This is a genomic window from Streptomyces sp. NPDC060028, assembly GCF_042736725.1.
Taxonomy (GTDB): domain Bacteria; phylum Actinomycetota; class Actinomycetes; order Streptomycetales; family Streptomycetaceae; genus Streptomyces.
Genome location: NZ_JBHWVJ010000005.1, coordinates 74,983 through 89,519, shown reverse-complemented (window position 1 = coordinate 89,519; position 14,537 = coordinate 74,983). Strand labels below are relative to the sequence as shown.

Annotated in this window: 13 protein-coding genes; 11 read left to right on the top strand and 2 right to left on the bottom strand. The window is 73.4% G+C overall.

Features of this window, described 5'->3' with window-relative positions; translation table 11 throughout:
* Positions 1 to 279: 279 nt before the first annotated feature.
* Positions 280 to 1,152, bottom strand: coding sequence for an HAD family hydrolase (locus ACFWBF_RS04440; RefSeq protein ID WP_385594995.1), 873 nt, complete (start codon positions 1,150 to 1,152; stop codon positions 280 to 282).
* 511 nt (positions 1,153 to 1,663) lie between these two features.
* Here ACFWBF_RS04440 and ssd point away from each other — a divergent pair.
* From ssd to ACFWBF_RS04405, 7 genes are read left to right on the top strand one after another with little or no spacing between them, the layout of a single operon-like run.
* Positions 1,664 to 2,812 (top strand): septum site-determining protein Ssd, encoded by a 1,149-nt coding sequence (gene ssd / locus ACFWBF_RS04435; RefSeq protein ID WP_385595255.1) that lies wholly within the window; start codon positions 1,664 to 1,666, stop codon positions 2,810 to 2,812.
* On the top strand, positions 2,809 to 3,957 hold the full coding sequence (locus ACFWBF_RS04430; RefSeq protein ID WP_385594992.1) for a TadA family conjugal transfer-associated ATPase: 1,149 nt from the start codon (positions 2,809 to 2,811) through the stop codon (positions 3,955 to 3,957). Before ssd ends, ACFWBF_RS04430 begins: the two co-directional genes overlap by 4 nt.
* On the top strand, positions 3,954 to 4,835 hold the full coding sequence (locus tag ACFWBF_RS04425) for a type II secretion system F family protein (protein ID WP_385594989.1): 882 nt from the start codon (positions 3,954 to 3,956) through the stop codon (positions 4,833 to 4,835). Before ACFWBF_RS04430 ends, ACFWBF_RS04425 begins: the two co-directional genes overlap by 4 nt.
* Positions 4,835 to 5,617, top strand: a complete 783-nt coding sequence (locus ACFWBF_RS04420; protein ID WP_385594986.1) for a type II secretion system F family protein — start codon at positions 4,835 to 4,837, stop codon at positions 5,615 to 5,617. The genes ACFWBF_RS04425 and ACFWBF_RS04420 overlap by 1 nt, the downstream gene beginning before the upstream one ends.
* Positions 5,618 to 5,664: 47 nt before the next feature.
* Positions 5,665 to 5,862 (top strand): DUF4244 domain-containing protein, encoded by a 198-nt coding sequence (locus tag ACFWBF_RS04415; protein ID WP_365923667.1) that lies wholly within the window; start codon positions 5,665 to 5,667, stop codon positions 5,860 to 5,862.
* Positions 5,863 to 5,908: 46 nt separating this feature from the next.
* Entirely contained in the window at positions 5,909 to 6,238 is a 330-nt protein-coding gene (locus ACFWBF_RS04410; protein WP_385594981.1) for a TadE family type IV pilus minor pilin, read from the top strand.
* A complete protein-coding gene (locus tag ACFWBF_RS04405) occupies positions 6,235 to 6,672 on the top strand; it encodes an Rv3654c family TadE-like protein (protein ID WP_385594978.1) in 438 nt (145 codons plus the stop codon). Before ACFWBF_RS04410 ends, ACFWBF_RS04405 begins: the two co-directional genes overlap by 4 nt.
* Here the strand turns inward: ACFWBF_RS04405 and ACFWBF_RS04400 are convergent.
* Complete coding sequence (locus tag ACFWBF_RS04400) at positions 6,635 to 9,091, bottom strand: DEAD/DEAH box helicase (protein ID WP_385594976.1); 2,457 nt, start codon at positions 9,089 to 9,091, stop codon at positions 6,635 to 6,637. The two genes, ACFWBF_RS04405 and ACFWBF_RS04400, sit on opposite strands and share 38 nt — an antisense overlap.
* An 81-nt stretch (positions 9,092 to 9,172) precedes the next feature.
* On the opposite strand from ACFWBF_RS04400, the gene bldG reads away from it, so the two are divergent.
* The 4 genes from bldG (at position 9,173) to ACFWBF_RS04380 (ending at position 14,477) form a co-directional block, all read left to right on the top strand.
* Positions 9,173 to 9,514, top strand: coding sequence for an anti-sigma factor antagonist BldG (gene bldG / locus ACFWBF_RS04395; protein WP_007264942.1), 342 nt, complete (start codon positions 9,173 to 9,175; stop codon positions 9,512 to 9,514).
* 120 nt (positions 9,515 to 9,634) lie between these two features.
* Positions 9,635 to 10,075 (top strand): ATP-binding protein, encoded by a 441-nt coding sequence (locus ACFWBF_RS04390; RefSeq protein WP_385594972.1) that lies wholly within the window; start codon positions 9,635 to 9,637, stop codon positions 10,073 to 10,075.
* Between the two features lie 1,266 nt (positions 10,076 to 11,341).
* A complete protein-coding gene (locus ACFWBF_RS04385) occupies positions 11,342 to 13,747 on the top strand; it encodes a sodium-translocating pyrophosphatase (RefSeq protein WP_385594970.1) in 2,406 nt (801 codons plus the stop codon).
* Positions 13,748 to 13,910: 163 nt separating this feature from the next.
* Entirely contained in the window at positions 13,911 to 14,477 is a 567-nt protein-coding gene (locus ACFWBF_RS04380) for a small secreted protein (protein ID WP_385594967.1), read from the top strand.
* Positions 14,478 to 14,537 lie beyond the last annotated feature (60 nt).

Here is a 14,537-nt window from a genome sequence, read left to right as displayed (position 1 = left end):
CCTGGTGCGGCTGGCCCGTAATCGACGGGTCGACGTCGCGTGGGTGCTCGGCGTTCATGCTTCGGTCCGTGGGCCTTACTGCGTTTTAAAGATGATCCTCTCGGATGTTCTTTGGTCTCGCGGGCCGTTGACTCCTTTGTACTCCGCTTCGGAGCCGAGCGAAAGCCCTTGCCGCATTTCTTTGCTTTCCGGTGCGTCTCCGGGCGAATCGGACAGCCCAAAACGGTGCAGGTCAGGCGCGGCCAGGGGGTCGGCTCGGAGGTCGGCTGGGGCGCCCCCTCAGGCGGAGACGGCTGCCGCGAGGGCGGCGCGGCGGCGGCTCGCGTACCAGACCAGCCCGGCCGTGGCGGCGGCCGCTCCGACGGCCGCCGCGGCGATGAGCGCCGGGCGCGCGGGCATCGACAGTCCGGGCAGCCGCTGCTTGAGGCGTACCGGCCGGCTGAAGACCAGTACCGGCCACTCCCGGGACACCGCCTCGCGGCGCAGCGCCCGGTCGGGATTGACCGCGTGCGGGTGTCCCACCGCCTCCAGCATCGGGATGTCGGTGGCGGAGTCGCTGTACGCGTAGCAGCGGGCGAGGTCGTACCCCTCGGACTCCGCGAGTTCGCGCACCGCCTCCGCCTTCGTCGGCCCGTACGCGTAGTACTCGATCTCGCCGGTGAAGCAGCCGTCGTCGCCCACGACCATCCGCGTGGCGACGACGCGGTCGGCGCCCAGCATCTCGCCGATCGGCTCGACGACCTCGGCGCCGGAGGTGGACACGATCACCACGTCGCGGCCGGCGGTGTGGTGGGCCTCGATCAGGGAGGCGGCCTCGTCGTAGATGATCGGGTCGATGAGGTCGTGCAGGGCTTCCGCGACGATCTCCCGGACCTGCTGCACGTTCCACCCCTTGCAGAGGGCGGACAGGTACTCCCGCATCCGTTCCATCTGGTCGTGGTCGGCGCCGCCGGCCAGGAAGATGAACTGCGTGTACGCGGTGCGCAGCACGGCTCGCCGGTTGATCAGGCCGCCCTGGTAGAAGGACTTGCTGAACGTCAGAGTGCTCGACTTCGCAATGACCGTCTTGTCCAGGTCGAAGAAGGCTGCGGTGCGAGGCAAGGAGTGCGGCAAGGGCTGATTTTCCACGACCCGAGCATATGCGCCCACCATTCGGCGTAAGGTGTGGCGCGTGGGTTTGCCTGAGAAGGCTCTCGGGTACACCATGGAAGTCACGGATCGTTCGCGACCGTGCTAACCCGGTCTGGCTCCTCCCCCCCCGAGTCGGACCGTGGGGACGACCCCCGCTCTCCCCCCCGGCGGGGGTCGTCGCATGTCCGGACGCGGTTCGCGTCCCTGCCTTCGGCCCCAAGTGACCATCCCTCTGGCCCTTCCTCTTGACGGGGCCGTCGTGGCGAAGGCCCTCACCAGATCAGACTCGTCACGGTGCGTAGTGGTTCCGCCGCGCTCCGGAACTCACCTGTTGGGATGAGCGGGTTATTCACATCGGGCTGGTTGTCCACAGTTTTCGAGCAAGATCCACTTCTTTTTCCTGATCGCTGCACGGTGATTCCAGCCGCGAAGTCCGCGGTGCTGGATATGCGGTGAGAAGGGGGCGGAGATCGTGGCTGGATCGAAGTCGTGTGAAGTTTCGGAAGCGGTCGCGGCAGGCGGGGTCGGGCGGATCGCCCGTGCGGGTGGTCCCGCCCCGGGCGGTGGACGGCCGTTGATCATCACCGAGAACCCCGTGCTGCTGGACGACCTGCTGAGGCTGTGCGCCGCGGCGGGCGCCGAGCCGCACGTGCACCACGCGGTACCCGGGCACGGCGGATCCGGCGAGGGCGCGAGGGGCGGCAGCCCCGGCGGCGCCGCGACCGTGGGCGGTGTGGGTTGGGAGTCCGCGCCGCTCGTCCTGGTGGGGGACGATGCCGCCCGGCGGGTGCGCGGAGCCCCGCGGCGGGACGGCGTCTTCCTCGTCGGCCGCGAGCTCGACGACCCCCTCGTATGGCAGCGGGCCCTGGAGATCGGCGCCGAGGAAGTGCTCCGGCTGCCCGACGCCGAGGCCCGGCTCGTGGACCGCATCGCCGATGTGGTGGAAGGAGCCGGCCGGCCCGCCCTCGCGGTCGGGGTGATCGGCGGCAGCGGCGGGGCCGGAGCCTCCACCCTCGCCTGCGCACTGGCCCTGCGGGCCGCCCGCGCCGGGGAGCGGACCATCCTCATCGACGGCGACCCGCTCGGCGGGGGCATGGACGTGCTGCTCGGGGGCGAGACCGCCGAGGGGCTGCGCTGGCCGGACTTCGCCGGCTCCCGTGGCCGGGTCGGCGCCGGAGCCCTGGCGGAATCCCTGCCCGAGCTGCACGCCCTGCGGGTGCTCAGCTGGGACCGCGGGGACCGGGTGGTGGTGCCGCCCGCCGCGATGCGGTCGGTGGTCGCCGCCGCGCGCCGCCGGGGCGGGGTCGTCGTGGTGGACCTGCCGCGCCGGGTGGACGAAGCCGTGGCCGAGGTGCTGGCGCAACTGGATCTGGTGCTGATGGTGGTGCCGGGCGAGTTGCGGGCGGTGGCCGCGGCGGGCCGGGTCGCCGCCGGGGTCCGGATGGTGGCCCGGGATGTACGGGTGGTCGTGCGCGGACGCGGACCCGGCGGACTCGACGCCGAGGCGGTGGCCGGGCTGCTGGGGGCGCCGCTGGCCGGTGAAGTGCCGGTCGAGGTGGGGCTCCCGGGGCGGGTCGCCGAGGGGGAGCCGCCGGGTGCGCAGGGGCGGGGTGCGCTGGCCCGGTTCTGTGACGGCTTCTGGCAGCGGGTGCTCGGCTCCGCCCAAGGGGCGACGGCATGAGCGCGGTGCTGCTGGACGCGGTGCGCCGGCGGCTCGCCGAGAGCGGGGCGGAGCCGACCCCGGCCCGGGTCGCGGCGGCCCTGCGGGAGCAGGGCCGACTGCTGGGTGACGCGGAAGTGCTGGGTGTGGCCGCCGAGTTGCGCTCCGAGCTGGTCGGCGCGGGCCCGTTGGAGGCACTGCTCCGTGACCCCGAGGTCACCGATGTGCTGGTGGCCGCCCCGGACCGGGTGTGGGTGGACCGCGGCGGCGGGCTGGAGCTGACCGAGGTGACCTTCGCCGATGCCGAGGCCGTGCGCAGACTCGCTCAGCGGCTCGCCGCCGTCGCGGGGCGGCGCCTGGACGACGCCCGGCCCTGGGTGGACGCCCGGATGCCGGACGGCACCCGGCTGCATGCCGTGCTGCCGCCGGTGGCCGTCGGATCGGCCTGCCTGTCGTTGCGAGTGGTGCGGCCGAGGGCGTTCACGCTGGAGGAGCTCGTCGCGGCGGGGACACTGCCGCCCGGCGGTCAGCGGCTGCTGCGGGACATGATCGAGGCCCGGCTGTCGTTCCTCGTCTCCGGCGGGACCGGCACCGGCAAAACCACCCTGCTCAGTGCCCTCTTGGGGCTCGTCGGCCCCGGCGAGCGGATCGTGCTCGCCGAGGATTCGGCCGAGCTGCGCCCCGACCATCCGCATGTGGTGCGGCTGGAGACCCGTCCGGCCAACCAGGAGGGTGCGGGCCTGGTCACCCTCGCGGATCTGGTCCGCCAGGCCCTGCGGATGCGCCCGGACCGGCTGGTCGTGGGTGAGGTGCGGGGCGCCGAGGTGGCGGATCTGCTGGCCGCTCTGAACACCGGACACGAGGGCGGCTGCGGCACGGTCCATGCCAACGCAGCGGCGCATGTTCCGGCCCGGCTGGAAGCACTGGGGACGGCCGCGGGGCTCGACCGGGCCGCCCTGCACAGCCAGTTGGCGGCCGCCCTGACCCTGGTGGTCCACCTGGTCCGGGACCGGGCCGGGCGGCGCCGGGTGGCCGAGGTGCATGTGCTCCAGCGGGACGCCGCCGGGCTGGTGGTCACCGTGCCGGCGCTGCGCTGGGCCGCGCGGGGATTCGTACGGGAGCGGGGCTGGGAGCGGCTGCGCCCCCTGTTGGGCGGTGCCCGGTGAGCGCCGGGGCGGCGGTGGCGCCGGCGTTCGCCGGCGCGTTGTGCGCCGGGGCGGCCGCCTGGGCGCTGGCCGGGGGCGATGGGGTGTCCCGGCGGGCCCGGACCGTGCTGGCCGGTGCGGGACCGGTGGTGCCGAGCGGGCCGGTGCGCTGGGAGCGGCTGGTGATCGGAGTGCGGGTACGGGCCGCGCGGTGGCGGGAGTGGGCCTGCCTCGCGGCGGGAGTGGCGCTCGGGCTGCTGGGCGGGTCGGTGGTTCCGCTCGTGGCCGGGGCGGCGGCCCTGCCGCTGGTGCGGCGGTGGCTGCGGGCCCGGGAGCGGGAGCGGGCCCGGACGGCCAGGGCCGCGGAGGTGGCGTCCCTGTGCGGCGCGGTGGTGGGCGAGCTGCGGGCCGGGGCCCAGCCGGGCCAGGCACTGACTGCGGCGCTGCGCAGGACGGCCTGCGGCGCCGGCGGCCCGGGTGCGGCGGAAGCGGCCGTGTTGGCGGCCGCGGCGTTCGGCGGGGAAGTGCCCGGAGCACTGCGGCAGGCGGCGCGGGAGCCCGGCGCGGAGGGGCTGGCCGGGATGGCGGCCTGCTGGCGGGTTTCGGTGGACGGGGGCGCCGGGCTGGCCGCCGGACTGGACCGGCTGGAGGGGGCACTGCGGGCCGAGCGGGACCGGGAGGAGTCGCTGCGGGCCCAGTTGGCCGGGGCGAGATCGACGACGGCGGTGCTGGCCCTGCTGCCGGTGGTCGCGCTGCTGATCGGCACCGGACTCGGGGCGGATCCGCTGCGGGTGTTGTTGCACACGCCCATGGGGTGGGGCTGTCTGCTGGCGGGAGGGGTGTTGGAGGCGCTGGGGCTGCTGTGGTGTCGGCGGATCGTACGGGTGGGGGAGGGGTGATGGTGAGGGGCGACTTCTCGGTCCACAGGCTGGGGACGGCGCTGTGTCTCGCGGCGGCCGTGCTCTGCGTGGCGGCGGCATGGGCGGCCAGAGCCCGGGAGCGTGCGGCGCGGCGTCGGATCTCCGCCCTGCTGGCGGCGCAACCGGCGTGGAGCCGGCCGGTGTTCGGGCCTCGGATACGGGCCGCCGCGGTCGCTTGGGCCGGGCCGGCCGGGGCGCTGGTGGCGGGCTGGGTGCTGATCGGCGGCCTTGTGGGGGTGGCGGTCGGGTGCGCGGCGGCCCTCGGGGTGCGGTGGTGGTCGGCCCGGCCGAAGCCGCCCGCCGGGGTGGACCCCGCGGAGGCGGAGCGCCAGTTGCCCTTCGCGGCAGACCTGCTGGCCGCTTGTCTGGCGGCCGGGGCGGGGCCCGTGGAGGCCGCCGAGGTGGTGGGGGAGTCGCTGGGCGGCCCGGTGGGCGAGCGGCTGGCCCTGGCCGGGGCGGAGCTGCGGCTCGGCGGGGAACCGGGCGCCGCGTGGGGGAGGTTGGCGGAGATACCGGGGGCCAGGGCGCTGGCCGAGTGCCTGGAGCGGTCCGCCCGGACGGGGGCGCCGGCTGCCGAGCCGGTATCCCGGCTGGCGGGGGCGCTGAGGGCGGACCGGACCCGGCGGGCGGGCGCCCGGGCGCAGCGGGCGGCGGTGCTCGTCACCGCGCCGGTGGGGCTGTGTTTCCTTCCCGCTTTTCTCGCGATCGGGGTGGCGCCGGTGGTGATCGGTATGGCTTCCGGTCTCCTCTCGAACACCTGAGATCAATCTGAAATCACGTCAAGAAGCTCAATCAACAGGAGGTTGTCATGAGGATCATCTGGTCGCGCGTACGGGCGGCGCTGACGGGTCGTGGCGGCGATGCGGGAATGTCGACATCGGAATACGCCATGGGCACGATCGCGGCGTGTGCATTCGCCGCCGTTCTGTACAAGGTGGTGACGAGCGAGGTGGTGTCCACGGCACTTCAATCGACCATCGGGAAGGCGCTCGATGTGCCGTTCTGAGGGAAAGTCACGGGGAAAGCGGGGCAGGAGTGACGACCGGGGATATGTGACGGCGGAAGCCGCCCTGGTGATCCCGGCCCTGGTGCTGTTCGCGGCGCTGCTGGTGTGGGCGCTGATGGCGGCCGCCGGGCAGATCCGGTGCGTGGACGCCGCGCGGGCCGGTGCCCGGGCGGCGGCCCGGTCGGAACCGGCGGAGGTCGTGGTCGCGGCGGCCGAGGCGGCCGCCCCGCCAGGGGCGAGGGTGGAGGTGGAGCGCACGGGCGATCTGTGGCGCATCCGGGTCGCGGCGCCCGCGCCGGGGCCGGAGAAGCTGCCCGTACGGCTCGGCGCGCAGGCGGTGGCCCTGGCCGAGGACAGCGTGGGGCCGCCGCCATGAGCCGGGCGGTGCGCCGGGCCGGGGACCGGGGCTCGGCCACGGTGTGGGCCGCGCTCGTGGTGACCGTGCTCGGAGCGGTGTTCGGCGGGGTGCTGCTGCTCGGCCAGGCCGTCGTGGCCCGCCACCGGGCGGCGGCGGCCGCCGACCTGGCCGCCCTCGCGGCCGCCGCGAGCTGGGCCCATGGCCCCCAGGCCGCCTGCGCCACGGCGGTACGGGTGGCCGTGGCCCAGGGCGCGCGCGTCACCGCGTGCGTGCTGACGGGCGAGAGGGCCCAGATCACGGCCCGCGCCGCGACGGGCCCCTTCACCCCACCGATCCAAGCCCGCGCCGGCCCCCCGGCCCCACCCCTGCGCCGAGCCGGGGCGGCGTCGGGTACGGGCGGCGGGGATGGTCTGGCTACGGGGGCGGGGGCGACTCCGCCAGGAGGCGGGTGAGGAGGCGGATGGCGCCGCGTTTGTGGAGGGGGTCGTTGCCGTTGCCGCACTTGGGGGACTGGATGCAGGAGGGGCAGCCGGCTTCGCACTCGCAGGCGGCGATGGCGTCGCGGGTCGCGCTCAGCCAGGCGTGGGCCGTGTGGAAGGCGCGCTCCGCGAAACCGGCGCCGCCGGGGTGGCCGTCGTAGACGAAGACCGTCGGGAGGAGGGTGTCGGGATGCAGCGGGACGGAGACCCCGCCGATGTCCCAGCGGTCGCAGGTGGCGAAGAGCGGGAGCAGGCCGATGGAGGCGTGCTCGGCGGCGTGCAGGGCGCCGCCGAGGATCTCCGGGTTGATCCGGGCCTCGTCGAGCTGGTCCTCGGTGACCGTCCACCACACGGCCCGCGTGCGCAGGGTGCGCGGCGGCAGGTCCAGCTTGGCCTCGCCGAGCACCTCGCCGGTGATCAGCTTGCGGCGCAGGTAGGAGACGACCTGGTTGGTGACCTCGACGGAGCCGAAGCAGAGCCGGCCCCGGCCCCACGCGATCTCCGTCTCGGTTTCCAGCACCGAGATGGAGGTGGTGTCCCGGGCGGTGGTGGAGAAGGGCGGGCTGGACTCCTCCACCAGGGCCACCGAATCCTCCAGGTCCAGGTGCTTCACGAGATACGTGCGGCCCTGGTGGAGGTGGACCGCCCCGTCGTGGACGGCGGTGTGGGCCGCGGCCTCGTCGACCGTGCCCAGCAGCCGGCCGGTGGCGGCCTCGACGATCTGCACGGGACGGCCGCCGCCGCCCCGGATGTCGGTCAGGTCGGAGGCCCGCTCACGCCGGGTCCAGTGCCAGGCCGTCGCCCGGCGGCGCAGCAGCTTGGCGGCCTCCAGTTGGGGGAGGAGCTCGCGGGCCGCCGGGCCGAAGAGGTCGAGGTCCGCCTCCGTCAGCGGGAGCTCGGCCGCGGCCGCGCACAGGTGGGGGGCCAGGACGTACGGGTTGTCGGGGTCCAGCACCGTGGCCTCGACCGGCTGGCGGAACAGCGCCTCCGGGTGGTGGACGAGGTACGTGTCGAGCGGATCGTCACGGGCGATCAGCACGGCCAGGGCGCCCTGGCCCGAGCGCCCGGCGCGGCCGGCCTGCTGCCACAGGGAGGCCCGCGTGCCGGGGTAGCCGGTGATCAGTACGGCGTCCAGGCCCGAGACGTCCACGCCGAGCTCCAGGGCGGTCGTGGCGGCCAGTCCCAGGAGTTCCCCGGAGTGCAGGGCGCCTTCCAGCGCCCGGCGCTCCTCGGGCAGGTAGCCGCCGCGGTAGGCCGCGACCCGCCGGGGCAGCGAGCGGTCCACCTCGGCGAGCCGCTCCTGGGCGATGACGGCGATCAGCTCGGCGCCGCGCCGGGAGCGGACGAAGGCGACGGTGCGCACGCCCTGCACGACCAGGTCGGTCAGCAGGTCGGCGGTCTCCGCGGTGGCCGTACGGCGTACGGGCGCGCCCTTCTCGCCCTTGAGGTCGGTCAGCGGCGGCTCCCACAGGGCGAAGACCAGCTCGCCGCGCGGGGAGGCGTCGTCGGCGACCTCGACGACCCGCAGGCCGGTCAGCCGGGAGGCCGCGGCCGCCGGGTCGCTCGCGGTGGCGGAGGCGAGCAGGAAGACGGGTTCGGAGCCGTAGCGGGCGCACAGCCGCCGCAGCCGGCGCAGGACCTGGGCCACGTGGGAGCCGAATACTCCCCGGTAGGTGTGGCATTCGTCGATCACGACGTAGCGCAGGGACCGCAGGAAGGAGGACCAGCGGGGGTGGGCGGGCAGGATCCCGCGGTGCAGCATGTCGGGGTTGGTGAGGACGTAGTTGGCGTACTGGCGCACCCACTCGCGTTCCTCCACCGGAGTGTCGCCGTCGTACACGGCGGGGCGGATCGCGTTGCCCAGCGGGGCGGCCAGTTCCCGTACGGCGCGCCGCTGGTCGGCCGCCAGGGCCTTGGTGGGTGCCAGGTACAGGGCGGTCGCTCCGCGGCCGTTCGGGGCTTCGGCGCCGTCCGCGAGGGCGGAGAGCACGGGCGCCAGGTACGCCAGGGACTTGCCCGAGGCGGTGCCGGTCGCGACGACCACCGACTCGCCGTCGAGGGCATGCTCGGCGGCAGCGGCCTGGTGTTCCCACGGATGTTCGATGCCTGCGGCCTGGATGGCGGCTACTACATCCGTTCGGATGCGGTCGGGCCAGACTGCATGACGGCCGTCCCGAGGGGGCAAGTGCTCCGTATGGGTGATGCGCGCAGCTCGGGAAGGCCCCCGTGCCAGCCGGTTCAGAACCGTGCCGGGGGTGGGTCGCTGGTCCGCGGGTGCCGTGGGCCGACCGGGGTGGTGAGTATGGGCCATTGGAACCGAGTGTGTCACTGGCGTGCGGGACAATGGGCCCAAGGCGTCGTGCGCGCCTGCCGGTAAGTGATTGAATGCCATCGCGGCAGCCAATCCCTCGCCCACCTTCGGGTGGGGAGGCCCCTGGGGGGCGCCGCTCGATAGCAAGGTGCTGGAGGATCCGTGGACCTGTCCCTGTCGACTCGCACTGTCGGCGACCGTACGGTCGTGGAGGTCGGTGGCGAGATTGATGTGTATACCGCGCCCAAGCTGCGCGAGCAGTTGGTCGAGTTGGTGAACGACGGCAGCTACCACCTGGTTGTCGACATGGAGCGAGTGGACTTCCTCGACTCCACCGGGCTTGGTGTGCTCGTGGGAGGCCTCAAGCGCGTCCGTGCGCACGAGGGCTCGCTGCGTCTGGTGTGCAACCAGGAGCGCATCCTGAAGATCTTCCGCATCACCGGCCTGACCAAGGTGTTCCCGATCCACACCTCGGTGGAGGACGCCGTCCAGGCCACCGACTGACGGCTCTGCGGCGGCCGCCCGACGGGCAGCCGTCGACGAGCCGCATGAGGAGCGGGGGGCACCGGGCCACAGGCGGTCCGGGCCCCTGCAAGGCACGCCCGTAGTCCGAGGGGGACGCGCATGGCCACCGTTGAACTGCGCTTCAGCGCCCAGCCCGAACACGTCAGGACGGCCCGCCTCGTCGCGGCCGCCGTGGCGCGGCGGGCGGGCGTGGAGGAAGCCGTCCTCGACGAGGTCCGCCTCGCCGTGGGCGAGGCCTGCTCGCGCGCCGTCGGACTGCACCGCAGCAACGGGCTGACCGCGCCCGTCCGGGTCGTGCTGACCGAGGAGGAGAAGGTGTTCTCCATCGAGGTCGGCGACGAGGTTCCCGGACCGGCCGGCGGCCCGTCCTCCGCCGTGCCCGGAATGGAGGCCGTCCTGCACCCCGACATCGAGGGCGAGGACGAGATGGGCCTCGCGGTGATCAGCGGGCTCGTCGACGACGTCGAGGTGACCAGCGGCGAAGCGGGCGGGACCATCCGGATGAGCTGGCCCGTCGCCGGGGTCTCCGAGCTCCCGTAGCCCGGGCTGCGCCGCCGGGCCGCCGGGCTCCCGTGGGGCCCGTCTCCGGGGCCTGAGCCTCCGTAGGGCCTGGGTTCCGGGCTTGCCGGGTCCCTTGGTGTCGGTTCGGGGTCTACGAGCCTCCGGAGGACCCTCTCGGGGCCTCCCAGCTTCCGCATGCCCCGGGTTCCGGGTCGCCTGGCTCTCGTAGGGCGCGTCTTCGGGATCTGAACCTCCGTAAGGCCTGGGTTCCGGGTCGCCTGGCTCCCGTGGGCCCGTCTCGGGGCCTCCGTGGGGGCCGGGCTTCCGTAGGGCCCCTTCCCGCGGTCCCCCGAGCTTCCCGTAGGACCCGGGTTCCCGGTTCCAGGTCTCGGGGCTTGCGTATGCCTGCGGCCCGTTCCGGGTTGCCGGCCTCCGGCCGTTCCGAGACTCCGGGCCGCCGAGCTGCGGGCCTTCCGCACGCCTCCGGTCGTTCCGAGCCTGGCCTCCGAGCCTCCGTAGGACCCGGGTTGCCGGGCTTCCGTGCTCCCGCACACCTCCGGCCCGTTCCGGGTCTCCGTGCTGCCGGGCCGGCTTCCCGTGCTTCCACGCTCCCGCACGCCTCCGTGCCGTTCCGGGTCTCCGTGCTGCTGGGCCGGCTTCCCGGGCCTCCGCGCCCCCGCCCGCCTCCGGCCCACTCCGTGTCGCCGGGCCTCCGGGCTCCCCCACACCCCCGGCCGTTCCGGGCTTCCCGCCTCCCGGCCTCCGTGGACCCGGCTTGCCGGGCCCTCCCGCCTCCGGGCCTCGGGGCGTCCGCAGGCCTGGCCCGTTCGGGTCTCCCGGCTCCCGGGCCCCCGGGCCCCCGGGCCCCAGGATCTCGGCTCCGGATCTCGGGCCTCCGGGCCCCGGCCCCCGGCCCGTTCCGGCCCCCCGGCCCCGGCACGCCCGGCCCGTACGTCTCCGGCCGGGTTCACCCGGGCGGCGCGCACGGCGCTGACGGTCCGGCGGGCGGTGCGGTGCGTGCTTCCGGGGGCGGCGGACACCGCCGCGCGCGCGGGTCGTCGTATCTTCCGATCTTTATTCCGGCCCTGCTGAGCAGGGCTTCTTTTGTGCCCTCGCGCAAATTCCTAGATCAATGACCAGGCGTCAATGCTTTTGCCCCATTACCCCTTTCGGGGGTAATGGAGTGACGCGATCTATTGCTGAGGAGCAAGAGCAGGCCAATTCCGTTTCCCGCGCACTGTTTTGATCACGGCGCGCTCCCTACAATCCGTCCACATCTTGAGCTCATCACGTCAAGGAGGACGAATGACGGGGCTCTTCACCCCTATCGCGCCCGATCGCACCACTGATCTGGCATCCGCAGTACTCACCGATGACAATCGGCTCATCGTGATCGTCATTGCGGCCGTGGCACTCGCCGCGCTCGTCGTCGCGCAGATCCTGGTCCGCCAGGTCCTCGCCGCCGACGAGGGAACCGACAGCATGAAGCAGATCGCCGCGGCCGTCCAGGAAGGCGCCAACGCCTACCTCGGGCGCCAGTTGCGCACCCTCGGCATCTTCGCCGTCGTGGTCTTCTTCCTGCTGTTCCTGCTGCCCGCCGACGACTGGACGCAGCGGGCGGGACGTTCCGCCTTCTTCCTCGTCGGCGCCATCTTCTCGGCAGCCACCGGCTACATCGGCATGCGCCTCGCGGTCCGTGCCAACGTCCGCGTCGCCGCCGCCGCCCGCGAGGCCACGCCCGCGGAGGGCGAGCCCGCCAAGGACCTGACCGAGGTCTCCCACAAGGCCATGCGGATCGCCTTCCGCACCGGCGGCGTGGTGGGCATGTTCACCGTCGGCCTCGGCCTGTTCGGCGCCTCCTGCGTCGTCCTGGTCTACGCCGCCGACGCGCCCAAGGTCCTGGAGGGCTTCGGCCTCGGAGCCGCCCTGATCGCGATGTTCATGCGCGTGGGCGGCGGCATCTTCACCAAGGCCGCCGACGTCGGCGCCGACCTGGTCGGCAAGGTCGAGCAGGGCATTCCGGAGGACGACCCGCGCAATGCCGCGACCATCGCCGACAACGTGGGCGACAACGTCGGAGATTGTGCCGGAATGGCCGCCGACCTCTTCGAGTCGTACGCCGTCACCCTGGTGGCCGCGCTCATCCTCGGCAAGGCCGCCTTCGGCGACCTGGGCCTCGCCTTCCCGCTGATCGTCCCCGCCATCGGTGTCGTCACCGCGATGATCGGCATCTTCGCGGTCTCCCCGCGCCGCAGCGACCGCAGCGGAATGACCGCCATCAACCGCGGCTTCTTCATCTCCGCGGTGATCTCCCTGGTGCTGGTCGCGATCGCCGTCTACGCCTACCTGCCGGCCACCTACAAGGAGCTCGTCGGGGTCGAGAACCCCGCGATCACCAACCACTCCGGCGACCCGCGCATCCTGGCCGTCGTCGCCGTCGCGATCGGCATCGTGCTCGCGGCGCTGATCCAGCAGCTCACCGGCTACTTCACCGAGACCAACCGCCGTCCCGTCCGGGACATCGGCAAGTCCTCCCTCACCGGCGCGGCCACCGTGGTCCTCGCCGGCATCTCCGTGGGCCTGGAGTCCGCCGTCTACACGGCGCTGCTCATCGGCCTCGGGGTCTACGGGGCGTTCCTGCTCGGCGGCACGTCGATCATGCTGGCGCTCTTCGCCGTGGCCCTGGCCGGCACCGGCCTGCTCACCACGGTCGGCGTCATCGTCGCCATGGACACCTTCGGGCCCGTCTCCGACAACGCCCAGGGCATCGCGGAGATGTCCGGCGACGTCGAGGGCGCCGGCGCGCAGGTGCTGACCGACCTGGACGCGGTGGGCAACACCACCAAGGCCATCACCAAGGGCATCGCCATCGCCACCGCCGTGCTCGCCGCGGCCGCGCTCTTCGGCTCGTACAACGACGCCATCGCCACCGCGGTCAAGGAGGTCGGCGCCAAGGCCGGGGAGATGAACCTCAGCCTGGACATCGCGCAGCCCAACAACCTGGTCGGCCTGATCCTGGGCGCGGCGGTCGTGTTCCTGTTCTCCGGCCTCGCCATCAACGCCGTCTCCCGTTCCGCGGGCGCCGTCGTCTACGAGGTGCGCCGTCAGTTCCGCGAGCACCCCGGGATCATGGACTACACCGAGAAGCCCGAGTACGGGCGCGTCGTGGACATCTGCACCAAGGACGCGCTGCGCGAACTCGCCACGCCCGGCCTGCTCGCCGTCCTCACGCCGATCGCCGTCGGGTTCTCGCTCGGCGTCGGCGCGCTCGGTTCCTTCCTGGCCGGCGCCATCGGCACCGGCACCCTGATGGCGGTCTTCCTCGCCAACTCCGGTGGCGCGTGGGACAACGCGAAGAAGCTCGTCGAGGACGGGCACCACGGCGGCAAGGGCAGTGCTGCGCACGAGGCGGTCGTCATCGGCGACACGGTCGGCGACCCGTTCAAGGACACCGCCGGTCCGGCCATCAACCCGCTGCTCAAGGTCATGAACCTGGTGGCGCTGCTGATCGCCCCCGCCGTCGTGCAGTTCAGCTACGGCGAGGACGCCAACCCGACCGTGCGGGCCGTCGTCGCGATCCTCGCGATCGGTGTCATCGCCGGCGCGGTCTACGTCTCCAAGCGCCGCGGCATCACGGTCGGCGAGGAGCCCGAGGACGCTCCCGCCGAGCGGGTGGCGCAGCCGGCCGACCCGGCGGTGGTCTCTTCCTGAGCCGGGTGCGACGTCAGGTCTGAACGAGGACCGGGCAGGCTCGATCGTACGCCCGAACGGCGGACAGGCGGCGCGGACTGACGCGCCGTCTGTCCGCCTTTGCACGTCCCCTGATGGTGGGCGTGTATCTTCCGGGCCGAGAGCCTTCGAAGGGACCAATCCGGTGAACAAGAAGCTTGCGGCCGCAGTGTCAGGCGGTGCGGTACTGATGCTCGTCCTGTCCGGCTGCGGCGGGGACGACGGCGACAAGAAGGCCGACGCCTGGGCCAAGAAGGTCTGTGACAGCTGGCAGCCCGAACTGAAGAAGATCGAGCAGGCCAACGCCGACATCAAGCGGGTGGCGACCGAGAGCAGCAAGCCCGAGGAGGTCCAGTCGACCGACTCGGCTGCCTTCGGGACCATGTCCGCGTCGTACAAGGCGATGGGTGCGGCCCTGCAGGGGGCGGGAGTTCCGCCGGCCAAGAACGGCGAGGAGACCCAGACCGCGGCGGTCAAGGGCTTCGAGTCGACCTCCCAGGGCTACGCCGCCCTGAAGACGAAGATGGACGCCCTCGACCCCAAGGACCAGGCCAAGTTCGCCGAGGGGCTCAAGGACGTCGCGGCCGGCCTGGAGGACGCGACCAAGGGCGGCAAGGACGCGCTCGACACGCTCAAGGCGGGCGGCTTGGACAAGGCGATGAACAGCCAGAAGGGTTGTCAGGTCACGACCACGTCGCCGTCGCCCAAGTAGCGCGGACGACCGCCACGCGGCTGGTACGCCGACCAGGGCGGCCGGGATCCCGAGGGGATC

What these genes read in the sequence shown, in the direction of transcription:
- ACFWBF_RS04430 (WP_385594992.1), top strand. Translation starts at nt 2,809, where the DNA reads ATGAGCGCGGTGCTGCTGGACGCGGTGCGCCGGCGGCTCGCCGAGAGC.
- ACFWBF_RS04400 (WP_385594976.1), bottom strand. Translation starts at nt 9,091, where the DNA reads ATGGCATTCAATCACTTACCGGCAGGCGCGCACGACGCCTTGGGCCCA.
- ACFWBF_RS04415 (WP_365923667.1), top strand. Translation starts at nt 5,665, where the DNA reads ATGAGGATCATCTGGTCGCGCGTACGGGCGGCGCTGACGGGTCGTGGC.
- ACFWBF_RS04390 (WP_385594972.1), top strand. Translation starts at nt 9,635, where the DNA reads ATGGCCACCGTTGAACTGCGCTTCAGCGCCCAGCCCGAACACGTCAGG.
- ACFWBF_RS04405 (WP_385594978.1), top strand. Translation starts at nt 6,235, where the DNA reads ATGAGCCGGGCGGTGCGCCGGGCCGGGGACCGGGGCTCGGCCACGGTG.
- ACFWBF_RS04420 (WP_385594986.1), top strand. Translation starts at nt 4,835, where the DNA reads ATGGTGAGGGGCGACTTCTCGGTCCACAGGCTGGGGACGGCGCTGTGT.
- ACFWBF_RS04385 (WP_385594970.1), top strand. Translation starts at nt 11,342, where the DNA reads ATGACGGGGCTCTTCACCCCTATCGCGCCCGATCGCACCACTGATCTG.
- ACFWBF_RS04440 (WP_385594995.1), bottom strand. Translation starts at nt 1,152, where the DNA reads ATGGTGGGCGCATATGCTCGGGTCGTGGAAAATCAGCCCTTGCCGCAC.